Below are 13,782 nucleotides of genomic sequence, written 5' to 3'. Positions count from 1 at the left end.
ATGAAAGTATTGGTCACTGGCACAGAAGGATATCTCGGCTCTCTGTTTGCGCCGCTGCTGATGAAGCACGGTCACGAGGTGATTGGGGTAGACACTGGATATTACAAAGTTGGCTGGCTCTACAACGCCACTGACCTTACCGCTAAAACCCTCAACAAAGATATTCGTCACATCACCGCTGAAGATTTGCAAGGCGTCGATGCGATCGTTCACATGGCGGAACTGTCCAACGATCCCACCGGACAGCTCTCCCCCAACATCACCTACGACATCAACCACAAAGGCTCGGTACGCCTGGCAGAATTGGCGAAAGCCGCTGGCGTGCGCCGCTTTGTCTATATGTCTTCTTGCAGCGTCTACGGCGTGGCAACGGGTCAAGATGTCACGGAGGAGTCAGAAGTCAATCCACAAACCGCTTATGCCATCTGCAAAACCTTGGTAGAGCGTGACTTGCAGCCGATGGCAGACGACAACTTCTCTCCCACCTTCATGCGGAACGCCACCGCCTTTGGGGCTTCTCCCCGGATGCGCTTCGACATTGTGCTGAACAACTTGGCGGGTCTGGCTTGGACGACCAAAGAGATCAAGATGATCAGCGATGGGACTCCTTGGCGGCCTTTGGTTCACGCTTTAGATATTGCTAAAGCTCTTCTCTGCGTCCTGGAAGCTCCCCGCGATATTATCCACAACCAAATCTTCAACGTTGGGGATACGGCGCATAACTATCGCGTCAAAGAGATTGCGGAAATCGTTGCGGATATCTTTACTGGATGTCAGCTCAGCTTCGGCGCGAATGTGGCGGATAATCGCAGCTATCGCGTTTCTTTCGAGAAGATCAACACCATCCTGCCTGGCTTTAAGTGTGAGTGGGATGCCCGACGCGGTGCTCAACAATTGTTTGATTTGTTTGACCAAATCGACATGGATGAAGCCACCTTCCTATCTAGAGGCTTCACCCGCCTAAAACAGTTGGAATATCTCCTGCGGACGCAGCAAATTGACCAAGATTTCTTCTGGAGACAGTAATGCTATTCACCGAAACGCCACTCAAGGGTGCCTTTGTCATTGACCTAGAACACCGCAACGACCATCGCGGTTTCTTTGCTCGTACCTTCTGTGCCAAAGAGTTTGAAGACCACGGCCTCAAGCCCACTGTGGCACAGTGCAATCTCTCCTACAACCATAAGCAGGGGACGTTGCGCGGGATGCATTATCAAACTCCTCCCGCCGCTGAAACCAAACTGATTCGCTGCACCCAGGGGGGAATCTATGACGTGATCATTGATATGCGTCCAGACTCTCCCACCTATTTGGTACACTTTGGCATTGAGCTAACCGCAGAAAACCGTCGGGCGCTGTATGTGCCTGAAATGTTTGCTCACGGCTATCAGGCGCTGACTGATGGGGCAGAAGTAATTTACCAAGTAGGAGAATTCTACACTCCTGGCTACGAGCGGGGTTTGCGGTATAACGACCCATTTTTCAAAATTGCATGGCCTTTGCCCGTCACAGAAATTTCGGAAAAAGACCAATCTTGGCCCTTGTTTGAAACGGTAATGGTAGGAGCACAGGCATGATTATTGTCGATCGCGCGTTACAAGCCCGCGCTGAAGCAGGCAACCCCGTCCGAGTCGGCATGATCGGCGCTGGATTCATGGGCCGAGGCATTGCCAACCAAATTGCTAACTCGGTACCAGGAATGGAGTTGGTCGCCATCTTTAACCGCAACCTGGATGGAGCCAAACGGGCTTACACCGAAGCAGGCATCACCGATGTTCGTGTGGTGAACACGGTCGCTGATTTAGAGGCTGCGATCGCCCAAGGTCAGTATGCGGTTACTGATGACGCGATGCTGTTGTGCCAAGCCGAAGGTATTGACGCACTCGTCGAAGTTACAGGCACGATCGAATTTGGCGCTCAAGTGGTGCTGGAAGCGATCGCCCACCACAAGCATGTGATCTTGATGAATGCCGAGCTCGACGGCACCATCGGCCCCATCCTCAAAGTCTATGCTGACCGGGAAGGTGTGATTCTCTCCGCCTGTGATGGCGACCAACCAGGCGTGCAGATGAACCTGTACCGCTTCGTCAAGAGCATTGGCTTAACTCCCCTGCTGTGCGGCAACATCAAAGGTTTGCAAGACCCCTACCGCAACCCCACCACTCAAGAAGGGTTTGCCAAGCGTTGGGGCCAAAAAGCTCATATGGTGACTAGTTTCGCCGATGGGAGCAAGATCTCCTTTGAGCAGGCGATCGTTGCCAACGCAACGAGCATGAAAGTTGCCAAGCGGGGTATGTTGGGCTACGACTACACTGGTCATGTTGATGAAATGACCCACATGTACGACGTAGATCAACTGAAAGAGCTGGGCGGCATTGTGGACTATGTAGTTGGCACTAAACCAGGCCCAGGAGTGTTTGTCTTCGGCACCCACGATGACCCCAAACAGCAGCACTACCTAAACCTGTACAAGTTGGGTGAAGGCCCTCTCTACAGTTTCTACACGCCCTACCACCTCTGCCACTTTGAAGTTCCTCTCTCGGTGGCTCGCGCCGTGCTGTTCCAAGATCCCGTCATGGCTCCTTTGGGCAGTCCTGTCGTGGATGTGGTTACCACTGCCAAGATTGACCTGAAAGCGGGAGAAACCCTGGATGGCATTGGCTTCTACATGACCTACGGCCAGTGCGAGAACTCCGATGTTACCCAAGCCCAAAACCTCTTACCAATGGGCTTGGCCGAAGGCTGCCGTTTGAAGCGGGATGTGCCCAAAGACCAAGCGCTCACCTACGACGACATTGAGCTACCTAGAGGAAGACTGGGCGATAAACTGCGGACTGAGCAAAGCGAATACTTTGGCATGACTAAAACCCCCATAAATGTGGGAGTTAGGGCTTAACTGCAAAAAACTCCAAGTATAGATTATGGTACGTGAGTTCAAATTTCAATGGAAAAATATTGATTGAGAGTTGCGTGAATGTATTTCAGTAAAGCAGTTTACGTTACGAACTATATGGCAGTAATCTAAAGGTTAGAATAGCTAACTTTAAAGAATTAGGCCTTGAAAAACTTATTTTGTAGCGATCGAAAACTGTGAGGAGCGACTTAATGGATTGGCAGTTAACAACTCCAGTTGTCTTTATTATCTTCAAGCGGCCCAATACTAGTGAAAAAGTTTTTGAAGTCATTCGTCAAGCGAAGCCGCCCAAACTCTTGGTGATTGCGGATGGTCCTCGGAACAATCGTCCGGAGGAAGCAGAGCAATGTGCCTTGACTCGCGCTATTGTCGATCAAGTTGATTGGAATTGTGAAGTTCTGAAAAACTACTCTGACACTAATCTAGGTTTAAGAGAGAGATTTACAACAGGTTTAAATTGGGCTTTTCAAACGGTAGAGGAAGCGATCATCTTAGAGGATGACACTTTACCAAGCCCAACATTTTTCCGTTTCTGTCAAGATCTTCTCGAACGATACCGGGACGATGAGCGGGTTATGACTATTTCTGGAAATAACCAACAAGTTAAAAGTGAGCGAGGCGGATATAGCTACCGCTTTTCTCGTTACGGCAGTTGTTGGGGATGGGCTTCGTGGCGTCGTGCTTGGCTCCAGTTTTCAGATATCGATATGGAACTGTGGCCAGAAATTCGAGATTCGGACTGGTTGACAGATTTACTTCAAGATCCAGAAACTGTGAAGTTCTGGACCAAAGTTTTTCAATCCTGTGTAGATGGTAAGTATAGAGCGACATGGGACTATCAGTGGCGATTCGCCTGCTGGATTCAAAGTGGTCTTAGCATTCTCCCTAATAGCAACATGATCAGAAATATTGGGTTTGGTCCTGAAGCAACTAACACCAGAAACAGTGATGACTGGCGTGCTAAAGTTTCCCTTGAAGAAATGATTTTTCCGCTTAAGCATCCAGAGTTTTTGATTCGGGATGCACAAACAGACAGATTAATACAAAGGAGGCTTGCAGAAGTTTCCCAACCTGGATTGATTTTGCGGGCGAGAAAAAAAGCTAAAAAAATTTTGCAGAATGTTTTTCCAATCTCATAATATTTAAGTCAGTCAATTACGAAGAGAGCAAGCTTTTTGGGTCAAGCAATTAAATTGTTTCTCATGAAAATCTCTGTTTTGATTAGTAATTACAATTATCAACAGTATTTGATAAACGCTATAGAAAGTGTTCTAAAACAATCCAGAAAAGTTGATGAAATTATTGTTGTGGATGATTGTTCAACCGATAATTCTCAGCAACTCCTACAAAATAGTTTTTTGAATCATAATAATATTAAGTTAGTCCTGAAAGATAAAAATCAAGGACAACTTTCGTGTTTTAATGTAGGATTTGAGGTGTCCACAGGTGACATCATATTTTTCTTGGATGCCGATGATATTTACGAAGAAAACTACATTGAAGAAGGATTAAAGTTTTACGAGCAGAACGAAAAGTGTGATTTTTTGTTCTGTGCGTTTGAGCGCTTTGGCGGAGAGACCCAATTCGTGTTTTATTATGAACGCGATCGTGATTTAGGGTGTTCTGCCATTTCAACTCTTCACCGTAGAAGATGGCTGGGTTCCCCCACTTCAACTTTATCAATGAGTAGAGCTACGCTTGAAAAGATTTTGCCCATTCCTTATTTAGAGGATTGGCGAACCCGTGCAGATGATTGTTTGGTATTTGGGGCTTCAATTGTAGGAGCCAGGAAGTTTTACCTATCCCAGTCTCTAGTTAAATATAGAGTACATGGAAAAAATAATTTTTATGGCGTCAAAAAAGAAAGAAACCTAGAGCATTTGAAGCGTTTATTTCAATTTTTATCTCAAAATTATCAAAACGAATTCAACCTATGGGAGCAGATTTATTATGAGTTTAAAACAATTCCTGAGCCTCGCTACAAAGAGTTCAGGCTTTATTTGAGTTTAGTAAAACACTCGGGTACATCTTGGTTCAAAAAGCTTCCTGTAGCCTCAATGCTGGTCATATATTTCTTGAGAAGGGGAGATTTTATGGGTAATGTACCTAGCTGGCACGTCAGTCTCTAACTTAAACCTCCGAGAATTATTTGTCTTAACTTGGCTGAGCCGTAGTTCAGGCACGCCTGAACTACGGCTCTTAAGCAAACCCTACCCTAAGTCAAAACAAGATCCAAGATCTTAGCTGAGCGTGACGGGAGAACGAGCACTTGTCTCGCTGGTTGAGGCCATATCATTGGCAGAGGATTTAGTTTTATTTCTAACTTCATCTACGAAAAGATAGCTGGCGATTGTGTCTAGTAGTTGTACAACCTTGAGACCGCTTCTATTAGGAAACAAGCGCTGAATAAATTTACGAATGGGTCTAAAAAGTATAAGCCGATGGCGAGTTAACCATCGATAATGCCCGGCAATAAAGGGATCATTTTCCAACAAATTTCTCTTTTTTCGAAAATGCTCAAGACTGGTTCTATTCCATACATCATTCCAGCGCAAGAAGTACAGGGGCAGGTCATACCACTTAAATGAAACTGGCAGGACGTAGCTCACAATTGCATTTGGCTCGAAGTACACACTTTGTCCTAGCTCACGCACTGAAAGACAGAGGTCAACATGCTCTGGCGAGCTTAGTAGTTTCTCATCAAATAGACCAAGCTGCTCAAAAGCTTCAACCCGAATTAAAAGGCAATGGAATTCTACAAGTTCGGTTGGTGAACGCTTTAGCAGAGAACGAACTTCTGGTAACTTTTTGCCTGCGAGACTATGTTGCTCAAAGAAAATGCGTCGCTCACCTGCTTGCTTATAGTGGGCTAAACCACCGGCCATGTGGATGACTTGATCTTCTATTTCTCCCTGAAGATATGTTGGTCCTACAACCCAAGCCCCTGTTTCATCTGCACACTTCACTAAATTTTTTAGCCAACCTGGTGTCACCAAAACGTCATTGTCCATGATGACAACATACTTAGTATCCACCTTGGCTAAGCCCAGGTTTCGGGCTTGATTAGGAGCAAGCAGCTTTTCTTCGCGGATTAAACAGAATCCTTTCTGCTTAGCTTGGTCTTCCAGGTAATCCTTAATAGGACGGGGAGACTTTCCGTCTACATAAATTAATTTGAAGGGAATGGTTGTGTTTGCATAAATGCTCTCTAAAGAGCGCTGAGTTAAACTGAAACGCTCACGTTGTACTACGAGAATAGTAACCTGTGGCTCCGATACAGACATAACAGATACCCTTTTATATCAAAACAACTTTGGACTAGGACACGAATTGCTATGAGGATTCAAGAAATTACCGGAAGCATACCCATTCGTCTTTCCCTGAGCAAGAGAGTCAAATGGGAAATAGAGATCACCTCACCGACAGGAATAGTGCACTGCTTCTAATAAAATACTTCCGGCCATAGCATTTTCTATCCTCATAAGTACATCTTGTACTCTTGAGCAAAGCTCTCAAACCCTCTTACCTTCATTTCACTAGTTGAAGGAAGGTGTAGATCTTCTAAGAAACTTAAGAAGCTGTTTCTTAAATCACTAATCCTATAAACTGAAAATTTGCTTAACCAAAGCTTTGTTTCTCAGTATTCCTTCTGATTTACTTGGTAATACTATATATTTTTATCAACTAGCCTTGTAGTACTTCATGAAAAATTCAAAGATCTAGGATTTGAATCTAGGATATCGAAAAGATTATATGAAACTACTACCTTTTCTAAAACATTGAGGTATTGAATATCTCGATTGGTGCACGAAAGTTATGCTCAGCAAACGATCGCACAAGGAATATCGTCATAAGTGACCTCTTATTGTTTCAAGACGCTAGTCCAAAATTGCCCACTTTAGTGAGAAGCCTTAGCTCCTACACAATCCTGGGCCAGATCTGACGTTTCCTAAAGACGGTAGCTTTGATGTAAAATGTCGTGGCTGAACAACGAAAAGGAAGTCACAGTGTTACCTGATTCAAGGTTCACTTTGTCTGGGTCGCCAAATACCTCTACCACTTCCTCAAAGGCGAGATTCAGAAACGGCGTCGAGAACTGATCATTCAAATCTGCGATGCGGAGGACATCAAGATTCTGAAAGGAGCAGTTAGTTAGGAGCACGTTCATCTACACATTGCGCATCCTCCGTCGAAATTGATGAGTAAAATCGTCAAACGGCTTCAACGTAGACCTTCGCGTCCTCTGCAACATCTGCAATAGGAGTAACCCAGAGTTAGAGAAGCGCTACTGGGGAAACATTTTTGGGTAATTGCCTATGGAGTGTGGAGTTCAAGGAACTCCTAGCTGAGTATCTGGAGCACCATCGGCAACCATCGAATCAGAATAACGACAACTTTTTGGTGGAGTAGTTAACTTCGGCTTTCAGTCCCATTCAACCTCTGCACTGAAAGCGCAGAGTAGTTGAGTTAAGCCCATCTATTAGCCTACCTAGATGATGTGCGATCGCCTATTTTGCGACAAATGATTGTAGGTGTACTCAACTGTCGTGTGTTGCTTTCAGCAGTGTATAAAGCGAGCAATTTTGGTACGGCTGTGCTAGCAATGCAGGTGATCCGAGCAATTGATAGCTTAAATGAGGTGCAGTCCCCGATCCAGGTAACACAATAATACGACTCTGCTCCTAGTCTCTCTAAAACTTATCAAGACCTCTTTGCGCTGTTTAAGGGATTTTACTTCAACTTAATCACAGCGTTTGCGGAGTTAGCTTGATCTCGGATTCCCTGACAGGTTAATCATCAATTATCAATTGGTAAAAAGACCCCGAGCCTGTAGGCTGAACCGGGGCTAGGTAAATTCTTCATCTTCACTTTAAGGATCTGATTTTCAGTGGGTCAATCCGGATGAAGTTACGAAGTCAGAACAAAAAGACTGTAAAGCTTTGCTGCACCGATTTCCTAATCTATCGACTTCTGACGTAAGAGTGATTAACCTAGGCAGCTCTATGTTAATCACTCAATTTAGAAAATTGTCTAGGAATTGACCAAACGGAACTTGTATCAATTAATAGGGCATTTAATATTTCGGACCTTTCTCCTCTCTAAAACCTCGGTAGGGACCGGGGTTTTTCTTTTGATACAGTCGGCCCGTTGCAGCAGAAATAAGCAAAAAATAACCTCTAGATTGGCGTCTAGAGGCTAATAAGTTTTGTATTGGAGAAATCTGGCTAACTGAGTATCTAGTAAGAGGAGGACTGGGCTCGCTTCCCGTTCCCTTGTTGAATACACTTTAGCTTGGCTGGTTTCTGTTTTCTTCCACCTAAGGAAATTGGTCGATAGGCGGAGTTCCCTAACCCTGAACCAGATTAAGTTTGCAGGGCTACATTGCGCACAGCAGCCCTAGGTACGAAATTAACGTGGCGGGATATTAGTAGAACCTATGGAGAGGTAGAGTGGCAGCGGATGGCATGGAATTAAAACTGAACTTAATTACTACTGACACCAATCTTCCAGCCTGGGCGCAGGAGATTAATCAAATCTCAGAACAACTGCCTGACTTAGAACAGAACTTTGAAACTCAAGCCACCATTCTGGGGGGGCTACTGCTGTTAATTTGGGCCTTGGAAATTATTGACTTTTTGATCTTTCAAGGAGCCCTGAATCGGTTTGGCATTCGACCCCGTAGCCTCAGAGGACTAAGTGGCATTATTCTAGCTCCGTTCTTGCATGGCAGTTTTAAGCACTTAGCGGCTAACAGCATGCCCCTTGTGACTCTAGGTTGGCTGGTGATGCTCCAAGATGTTCACTACTTCTTTGTGGTGAGTGCCGTAACGGTTCTCGTCAGTGGGTTGGGAGTTTGGCTGTTTGGTGCCACCCGCTCAGTGCATCTAGGAGCGAGTGGCTTAATCTTTGGTTACTTGGGGTTTTTACTTTTATATGGCTACTTTGAGCGCAGTCTTTGGACTGGTATGGTTTCGCTGTTTGTGGGCCTGTTTTATGGTGGTTTGATTTGGGGCATTTTGCCCTCACGCCGTGGTGTGTCTTGGCTGGGGCATTTGTTTGGTTTTGTAGGCGGAATTCTGGCAGCCCATTTGTTGTCTTAATTAAGGGCTTCGCTATCCAAGGTATTTCAGTAATAGCGATCGCCTTTGGTATTTTTCTTGAGTGAAGGCTGCGGAGAATACGGCTCGTGATTTTACTGGAGCTAATTTGGGGGAGACAAAGATTTCAGTAAAGGCTCGCATTTAACCCAGAGCTGGAATTTTTACTATGAACCCAACTTGATGCAGATAACGATCTTCTCAAGCCTGCTCTCCTCCCACCCACTCTAACCCCCAGAAGGTAGGTAGGCCATGAAATTGCAACGTAAGCATTGGAAACGGCTATTTGTGGAGTTAATCCTAGAAGCAGTCATGCTAGTTGCACCCGTCAGCCTAGACTTTTTGGGTGTTGCAGGCGAATACCTGTTAGAGGCAGGTCGAGAAAAGACTGAGGCAGTTAACTTTGCTTAACGATGAGTAGCAGGCTTACAGACATTACTGCAATGAGCGGTCGTTCTCTCCGAAACTTAAACTCTAGGAAAATCCTATGGACTTCGCATTTAATTCGACCAACTGGCTCTTGTTGATTACCTTCTTTGCTACCACTTCCTATGGTTACTGGCTCATCGGTGAAGCAGAAAAGCAGAGCCGGAAACACCGAGGTTAGATGACTGCTGACCTTTGCTCCGTCAGGGTTTGGGCTATCCCTCGGCGAGTGAAAAAACATTGTAACGCAAGCGCGATCGCTAGACTGGCAAAAACTTTACAAAATTAAGGCGTTTGAATACAGAATTCTCGGATCGGGTGTTGTATCTACAATAGATATCAACCTGCGATTGGGAAGTCAGAATGAACATGAAATTGGAGCAGTGGTTAACAGTCGGAGCTTGTCTCGGCTGCACCGTTTCAATCACTGCCATGCTCGCGATCGCTCTCCAATCTGATATTGCCCCTCAGCGCATTTCGCTTTCGTTGGGGTTGCCTGTAGTAGAGGCAGGGGCAGTCACTCAGCTTGAGACCGCTACGGTAGCGCTAGAACCTTTGCAAATTGACGATTTGGTTGATGTGGATTGGCTTCAATCCTTAGAACCGACCGCAGTTAGCCAGCGCTCGACTGGCCTAGAAGACCTATCTCTGCCAGGAAAGACCTGGGAAGCGGAACTAGTAACCTGTTCTAGTACTTATAACTCCAAGCTGATGCTTTTTGCGGCCTGTGAGTTGGAGTTTCTTGCTCCCCCAGCGCGATCGATCGCCGCCGCACCGACCCACTTCCCTACACCGTCTCAACTCTTAGGGAACACATTACTCAGACAAAATCTTCAAGAGTATCAATAGTGTTAGGACTCCAGCATTTGGAGTCGGTAGAGGCTAGCGTATAAACCGCTGAGTTCGAGTAATTCATCATGACTACCGGATTCTACTAGCTGGCCACGTTTGAGTACAAAGATGCGATCGACGTTGCGAATGGTGGACAGTCGGTGAGCGATGATAATGGCGGTACGGCCTACGAGCAAACGGTCTAGTGCTTCTTGAATCAAAGCTTCGGTACTGACATCTAAACTAGCAGTCGCTTCGTCTAGCACCAAGATTTGAGGGCTCCGAATAGCGACGCGGGCAAAGGCTAAGAGCTGTTTCTGGCCTCCCGATAAGTTGGTGCCCCGTTCCCTCAAAATGGTGTCGTAGCCTTGAGGCAATTGCTCGATTAGTTTTGCGACATTGGTTCGCTCGGCGGCATCTTGGATATCTGCAAAGGGGTAATCTTCGCCCAGGGAAATATTGCCTTTGACATCTCCGGCGAAGAGGAAGCCGTCTTGCAGAATCACGCCAATGTGCTGTCGCAACTCGTGTTGAGGCAAATTCCGAACGTCAATGCCATCGACCAAAATTCGGCCTTGAGTGGGTTCATACAAGCGGCACAGCAGCCGAATGATCGAGCTTTTCCCGGCTCCTGTTGGTCCGACTAGGGCAATTTTCTCTCCAGGACGAATCGTGAAGTCCAGATCTTTGAGCACGTACTCATCATTTTTGTAAGCAAACCAGACATGCTCGAAGCGAATTTCCCCTTTAGTGGCGGCATCCGGTAGCTTGGGCGTGACTCCGACGGGGTCGCGAATCTCGATGGGTTCATTCAAGATGTCGCTAATCCGTTCAACTGCAGTAAAACCCGATTGAATTGCTGTGAATTTTTCGGCAAATTGTCGCAGTGGGTCGAAGAGGCGCTGGGCAAAAATCACGAAAGCTGAAAGCGTACCTAGGGCTAAATTGCCTTGGAGAATCAAGGTGCCACCCAACCAAAGCACTGCCGCGATCGCCACGAGTGAGACCCATTCCAAGGTGGCCGAAACTGCCGAGTCGTAAAAAATGGTGCGATCGACTTCTTTGACGTATCGCTGGTTAATATTGCGGAACAGCTCCGAGTTGAATTTTTCTCGGCGGAACAGTTGCACCACGCCGATGCCGACAATATTTTCTTGTAGGGTGGAGTTGAGGGCTGAGAGTTCTTCCCGGGCTTTGTAGTTGGCTTGGCGATACTCTTTCTGGAAGTAAATAATTAGTCCTGTCACAGGCAACAGCATCACCACCAAAATTGCTGCTAGTTGCCATTGCAAGCTGAACATGGCGATCGCGATCGCGACCATATTGAACAGATCGCTGACAATGCCGACGGCTCCAGTGGCAAACACGTCACCCAAGGCTTCCACGTCGCTAGTAAGACGGGTGATTAAGCGACCTACGGGAGTGCGATCAAAGAAGCGCACCGCTAACGATGTGACATGATCGAACAGGTCATTCCGGATATCAGCCGTAATCTGCTGGCCCAAGTTCTGCACTAAATAGCCTTGGATCGAGTCCAAAACCAGGCGCACCACAATCGTCAGGAGCAGCAAACCCGCCAGGATATTGATGCCATCCAGAAGTGGCTGGTTTTGCAGAAAATCAAAAGTTGCTGGTTCTTGCTTAATAAAGGAAATCGCCTGCCCAATAATGATGGGTTGAATGGCTCCCGCGATCGCCAGCGGCACCAAAAGCACCGTAGAGGTGGCAAGCAAGCGACCACTGCGCCGAGCATAAGGCACTAATCTGAGAAACAGCCGCCAGTCATTTTCGCGCGATCGCCGCTGTTCCGTCCGAGGCAATGAACCAGCCATGCTAAGACCTAAACGTTAAGTTCCAGAAAAGGGCAAGTCCCTCCAATGTAGCGCGGTCGAGCCTGCCACAAATTTAGCCGAGGCAATGAACCCAGAGGCTAAGCGCTAACTAAGCTGGCAGCCCGCAACTTCTCAATCCAATCGTGGAGGTTGCCTGTATTGGTGCGGTAGCTGAGAGGATGGGCGATCAGTCGGGCGGTACTCTCAAACAAAATATCAGTTTCAATTAAGCCGTTTTCGCGCAGCGTCTTGCCACTAGAAACCAAATCTACGATCGCCTCAGACATGCCTGTAATCGGTCCTAGCTCTACCGAACCGTACAGCGGAATGATCTCTACGGGCAAATCTAAACTTTGGAAATAATCGTGGGCGCAGTGGACAAACTTAGACGCAACCCGGCTGTTAGGTGACAATTCCAAAGCCGAACGGTAAGGACTCGCTGCTTTCACCGCTACCGAGAGGCGGCAATAGCCAAACTTCAAGTCAATTAGTTGAGCCACCTGCGGCTTTTTCTCACGTAGCACGTCATAACCCACAATGCCTAAGTGCGCCTGCCCATACTCCACATACACCGGAACATCCTGCGCCCGGACCAGTAGCGCTTTGGCGGTGTTTGTTGGGTCTGAAATTTGCAATTGGCGATTGGCCGAGTCGAGAAAAGCACTAAAATCGAGTCCAACCGATTGCAGCAGACGGATAGCATCCTTGAGCAGGGCACCTTTCGGTAATGCGACGGTAATCATAGAAACGTTCAGCGTGCAGCGGTCAGCAGGATAATAATAGCTGAAAGCTGATCGCGAATTGCCGTTGGTTGCTCATGCGAATTCTATTAGTAGATGATGAAATAGAACTTACCGATCCGCTGAGCCATGTTTTGCGACGAGAAGGATACGGTGTTGATGTAGCCTATGACGGAGCCGCGGGAGGAAATTTGGCAACGCAGGGGCACTACGATTTGCTGATTCTGGACTGGATGTTGCCACAGCAAACGGGCTTAGAGATTTGCCAGAAGTTGCGATCGCAAGGCGACACCACCCCAGTTTTATTCCTTACTGCCAAAGACACCCTAGACGATCGCGTCCAAGGCTTAGATGCAGGAGCCGATGACTATCTAATCAAACCCTTTGAACTGCGAGAACTGCTAGCTCGCGTACGGGCTCTACTTCGTCGCCCCGCCACCATAGAGCCTACCACCGCACCCTCCCGCCTGCGAGTCGAAGACCTAGAACTCGATCGCGAAAACCAGCTAGCCTACCGCCAAGGTCGCTCGATTGATCTCTCCGAGAAAGAAAGCCAATTGCTGGAATACCTGATGCGGCAACCCGGTCAATTGCTCACCCACCAACAAATCCACGAATATCTCTGGGGTGACACCGACCAAAAACCAGGCAGCAACGTCCTGGCCGCTCAGATTCGCCTCCTCCGCCGCAAAATCGAAGCCGAAAACGAAACCCCCCTCATCCACACCGTTTACGGTCGAGGCTACCGTTTCGGATCAACCCAAGAAAACTAAGTCTAGCTTGAGACAGTCTTGCACTCTGGAGGGGGTTTGGGGGACGCAGCCGTCCCTCAATCGGGGGTTTGGGGGACGCAGCCGTCCCTCAATCGGGGGTTTGGGGGATTCTCCCCCAAGGCTCGGGTTCAGAGATCAGGAGCGTGTCACAGAGAAGCGTGTCACAAA

The 13,782-nt window shown here is 47.3% G+C and carries 12 protein-coding genes and 1 pseudogene; 10 read left to right on the top strand and 3 right to left on the bottom strand.

Translation table 11 applies throughout. The annotated features are described in order from the left end of the window. The 5 genes from H6F68_RS02975 to H6F68_RS02955 all read left to right on the top strand — a co-directional run bounded on the left by H6F68_RS02975 (position 1) and on the right by H6F68_RS02955 (position 5,043). On the top strand, positions 1-1,026 hold the full coding sequence (locus tag H6F68_RS02975; protein ID WP_190556329.1) for an NAD(P)-dependent oxidoreductase: 1,026 nt from the start codon (positions 1-3) through the stop codon (positions 1,024-1,026). Then, the gene (gene rfbC / locus H6F68_RS02970) at positions 1,026-1,577 is read left to right on the top strand and encodes a dTDP-4-dehydrorhamnose 3,5-epimerase (RefSeq protein ID WP_190554055.1); all 552 of its coding nucleotides are present in this window, start codon (positions 1,026-1,028) and stop codon (positions 1,575-1,577) included. Before H6F68_RS02975 ends, rfbC begins: the two co-directional genes overlap by 1 nt. Continuing rightward, complete coding sequence (locus tag H6F68_RS02965; RefSeq protein ID WP_190556327.1) at positions 1,574-2,896, top strand: NAD(P)H-dependent oxidoreductase; 1,323 nt, start codon at positions 1,574-1,576, stop codon at positions 2,894-2,896. Before rfbC ends, H6F68_RS02965 begins: the two co-directional genes overlap by 4 nt. Positions 2,897-3,105: 209 nt before the next feature. Then, positions 3,106-4,053 (top strand): glycosyltransferase family 2 protein, encoded by a 948-nt coding sequence (locus tag H6F68_RS02960; protein ID WP_190556325.1) that lies wholly within the window; start codon positions 3,106-3,108, stop codon positions 4,051-4,053. Positions 4,054-4,089: 36 nt separating this feature from the next. Continuing rightward, positions 4,090-5,043 carry a glycosyltransferase family 2 protein gene (locus tag H6F68_RS02955; RefSeq protein WP_199299860.1) on the top strand — a complete coding sequence of 318 codons (954 nt, stop codon included), beginning with the start codon at positions 4,090-4,092 and terminating at the stop codon, positions 5,041-5,043. A 111-nt stretch (positions 5,044-5,154) separates the two neighbouring features. Here H6F68_RS02955 and H6F68_RS02950 read toward each other — a convergent pair whose 3' ends face one another. Next, complete coding sequence (locus H6F68_RS02950) at positions 5,155-6,198, bottom strand: glycosyltransferase family 2 protein (RefSeq protein ID WP_190556323.1); 1,044 nt, start codon at positions 6,196-6,198, stop codon at positions 5,155-5,157. 695 nt (positions 6,199-6,893) lie between these two features. On the opposite strand from H6F68_RS02950, the pseudogene tnpA reads away from it, so the two are divergent. From tnpA to H6F68_RS02930, 4 genes and pseudogenes are all read left to right on the top strand, one after another. Next, a pseudogene (gene tnpA / locus H6F68_RS02945) lies at positions 6,894-7,324 on the top strand (IS200/IS605 family transposase). Positions 7,325-8,379: 1,055 nt separating this feature from the next. After that, positions 8,380-9,015: a rhomboid family intramembrane serine protease gene (locus H6F68_RS02940; protein WP_190556321.1), complete on the top strand. Its 636-nt coding sequence runs from the start codon at positions 8,380-8,382 to the stop codon at positions 9,013-9,015. Between the two features lie 249 nt (positions 9,016-9,264). Continuing rightward, positions 9,265-9,423: a hypothetical protein gene (locus H6F68_RS02935; RefSeq protein WP_190556319.1), complete on the top strand. Its 159-nt coding sequence runs from the start codon at positions 9,265-9,267 to the stop codon at positions 9,421-9,423. Positions 9,424-9,801: 378 nt separating this feature from the next. Continuing rightward, on the top strand, positions 9,802-10,287 hold the full coding sequence (locus H6F68_RS02930; RefSeq protein WP_190556317.1) for a hypothetical protein: 486 nt from the start codon (positions 9,802-9,804) through the stop codon (positions 10,285-10,287). A gap of 2 nt (positions 10,288-10,289) precedes the next feature. Here H6F68_RS02930 and H6F68_RS02925 read toward each other — a convergent pair whose 3' ends face one another. Together H6F68_RS02925 and hisG are read right to left on the bottom strand one after the other, a co-directional pair. Continuing rightward, positions 10,290-12,101, bottom strand: coding sequence for an ABC transporter ATP-binding protein (locus tag H6F68_RS02925; RefSeq protein ID WP_190556315.1), 1,812 nt, complete (start codon positions 12,099-12,101; stop codon positions 10,290-10,292). Between the two features lie 98 nt (positions 12,102-12,199). After that, positions 12,200-12,844: an ATP phosphoribosyltransferase gene (hisG, locus tag H6F68_RS02920; protein WP_190556313.1), complete on the bottom strand. Its 645-nt coding sequence runs from the start codon at positions 12,842-12,844 to the stop codon at positions 12,200-12,202. A gap of 74 nt (positions 12,845-12,918) precedes the next feature. Here hisG and rppA point away from each other — a divergent pair, with 74 nt between their 5' ends. Next, the gene (rppA, locus tag H6F68_RS02915) at positions 12,919-13,614 is read left to right on the top strand and encodes a two-component system response regulator RppA (RefSeq protein ID WP_190556311.1); all 696 of its coding nucleotides are present in this window, start codon (positions 12,919-12,921) and stop codon (positions 13,612-13,614) included. Positions 13,615-13,782 lie beyond the last annotated feature (168 nt).

The sequence above is a fragment of the Trichocoleus sp. FACHB-262 genome, from assembly GCF_014696035.1.
Taxonomy (GTDB): Bacteria; Cyanobacteriota; Cyanobacteriia; order FACHB-46; family FACHB-46; genus Trichocoleus.
Note: the sequence above shows the minus strand (reverse complement) of the source record. Positions and strands in the feature narration are given on the sequence as shown.

Bases quoted from the DNA above. Each gene is read 5' to 3' on its own strand.
- H6F68_RS02975 (WP_190556329.1), top strand. From the start codon at position 1: ATGAAAGTATTGGTCACTGGCACAGAAGGATATCTCGGCTCTCTGTTT.
- rfbC (WP_190554055.1), top strand. From the start codon at position 1,026: ATGCTATTCACCGAAACGCCACTCAAGGGTGCCTTTGTCATTGACCTA.
- H6F68_RS02965 (WP_190556327.1), top strand. From the start codon at position 1,574: ATGATTATTGTCGATCGCGCGTTACAAGCCCGCGCTGAAGCAGGCAAC.
- H6F68_RS02960 (WP_190556325.1), top strand. From the start codon at position 3,106: ATGGATTGGCAGTTAACAACTCCAGTTGTCTTTATTATCTTCAAGCGG.
- H6F68_RS02950 (WP_190556323.1), bottom strand. From the start codon at position 6,198: ATGTCTGTATCGGAGCCACAGGTTACTATTCTCGTAGTACAACGTGAG.
- H6F68_RS02940 (WP_190556321.1), top strand. From the start codon at position 8,380: ATGGAATTAAAACTGAACTTAATTACTACTGACACCAATCTTCCAGCC.
- H6F68_RS02935 (WP_190556319.1), top strand. From the start codon at position 9,265: ATGAAATTGCAACGTAAGCATTGGAAACGGCTATTTGTGGAGTTAATC.
- H6F68_RS02930 (WP_190556317.1), top strand. From the start codon at position 9,802: ATGAACATGAAATTGGAGCAGTGGTTAACAGTCGGAGCTTGTCTCGGC.
- H6F68_RS02925 (WP_190556315.1), bottom strand. From the start codon at position 12,101: ATGGCTGGTTCATTGCCTCGGACGGAACAGCGGCGATCGCGCGAAAAT.
- hisG (WP_190556313.1), bottom strand. From the start codon at position 12,844: ATGATTACCGTCGCATTACCGAAAGGTGCCCTGCTCAAGGATGCTATC.
- rppA (WP_190556311.1), top strand. From the start codon at position 12,919: ATGCGAATTCTATTAGTAGATGATGAAATAGAACTTACCGATCCGCTG.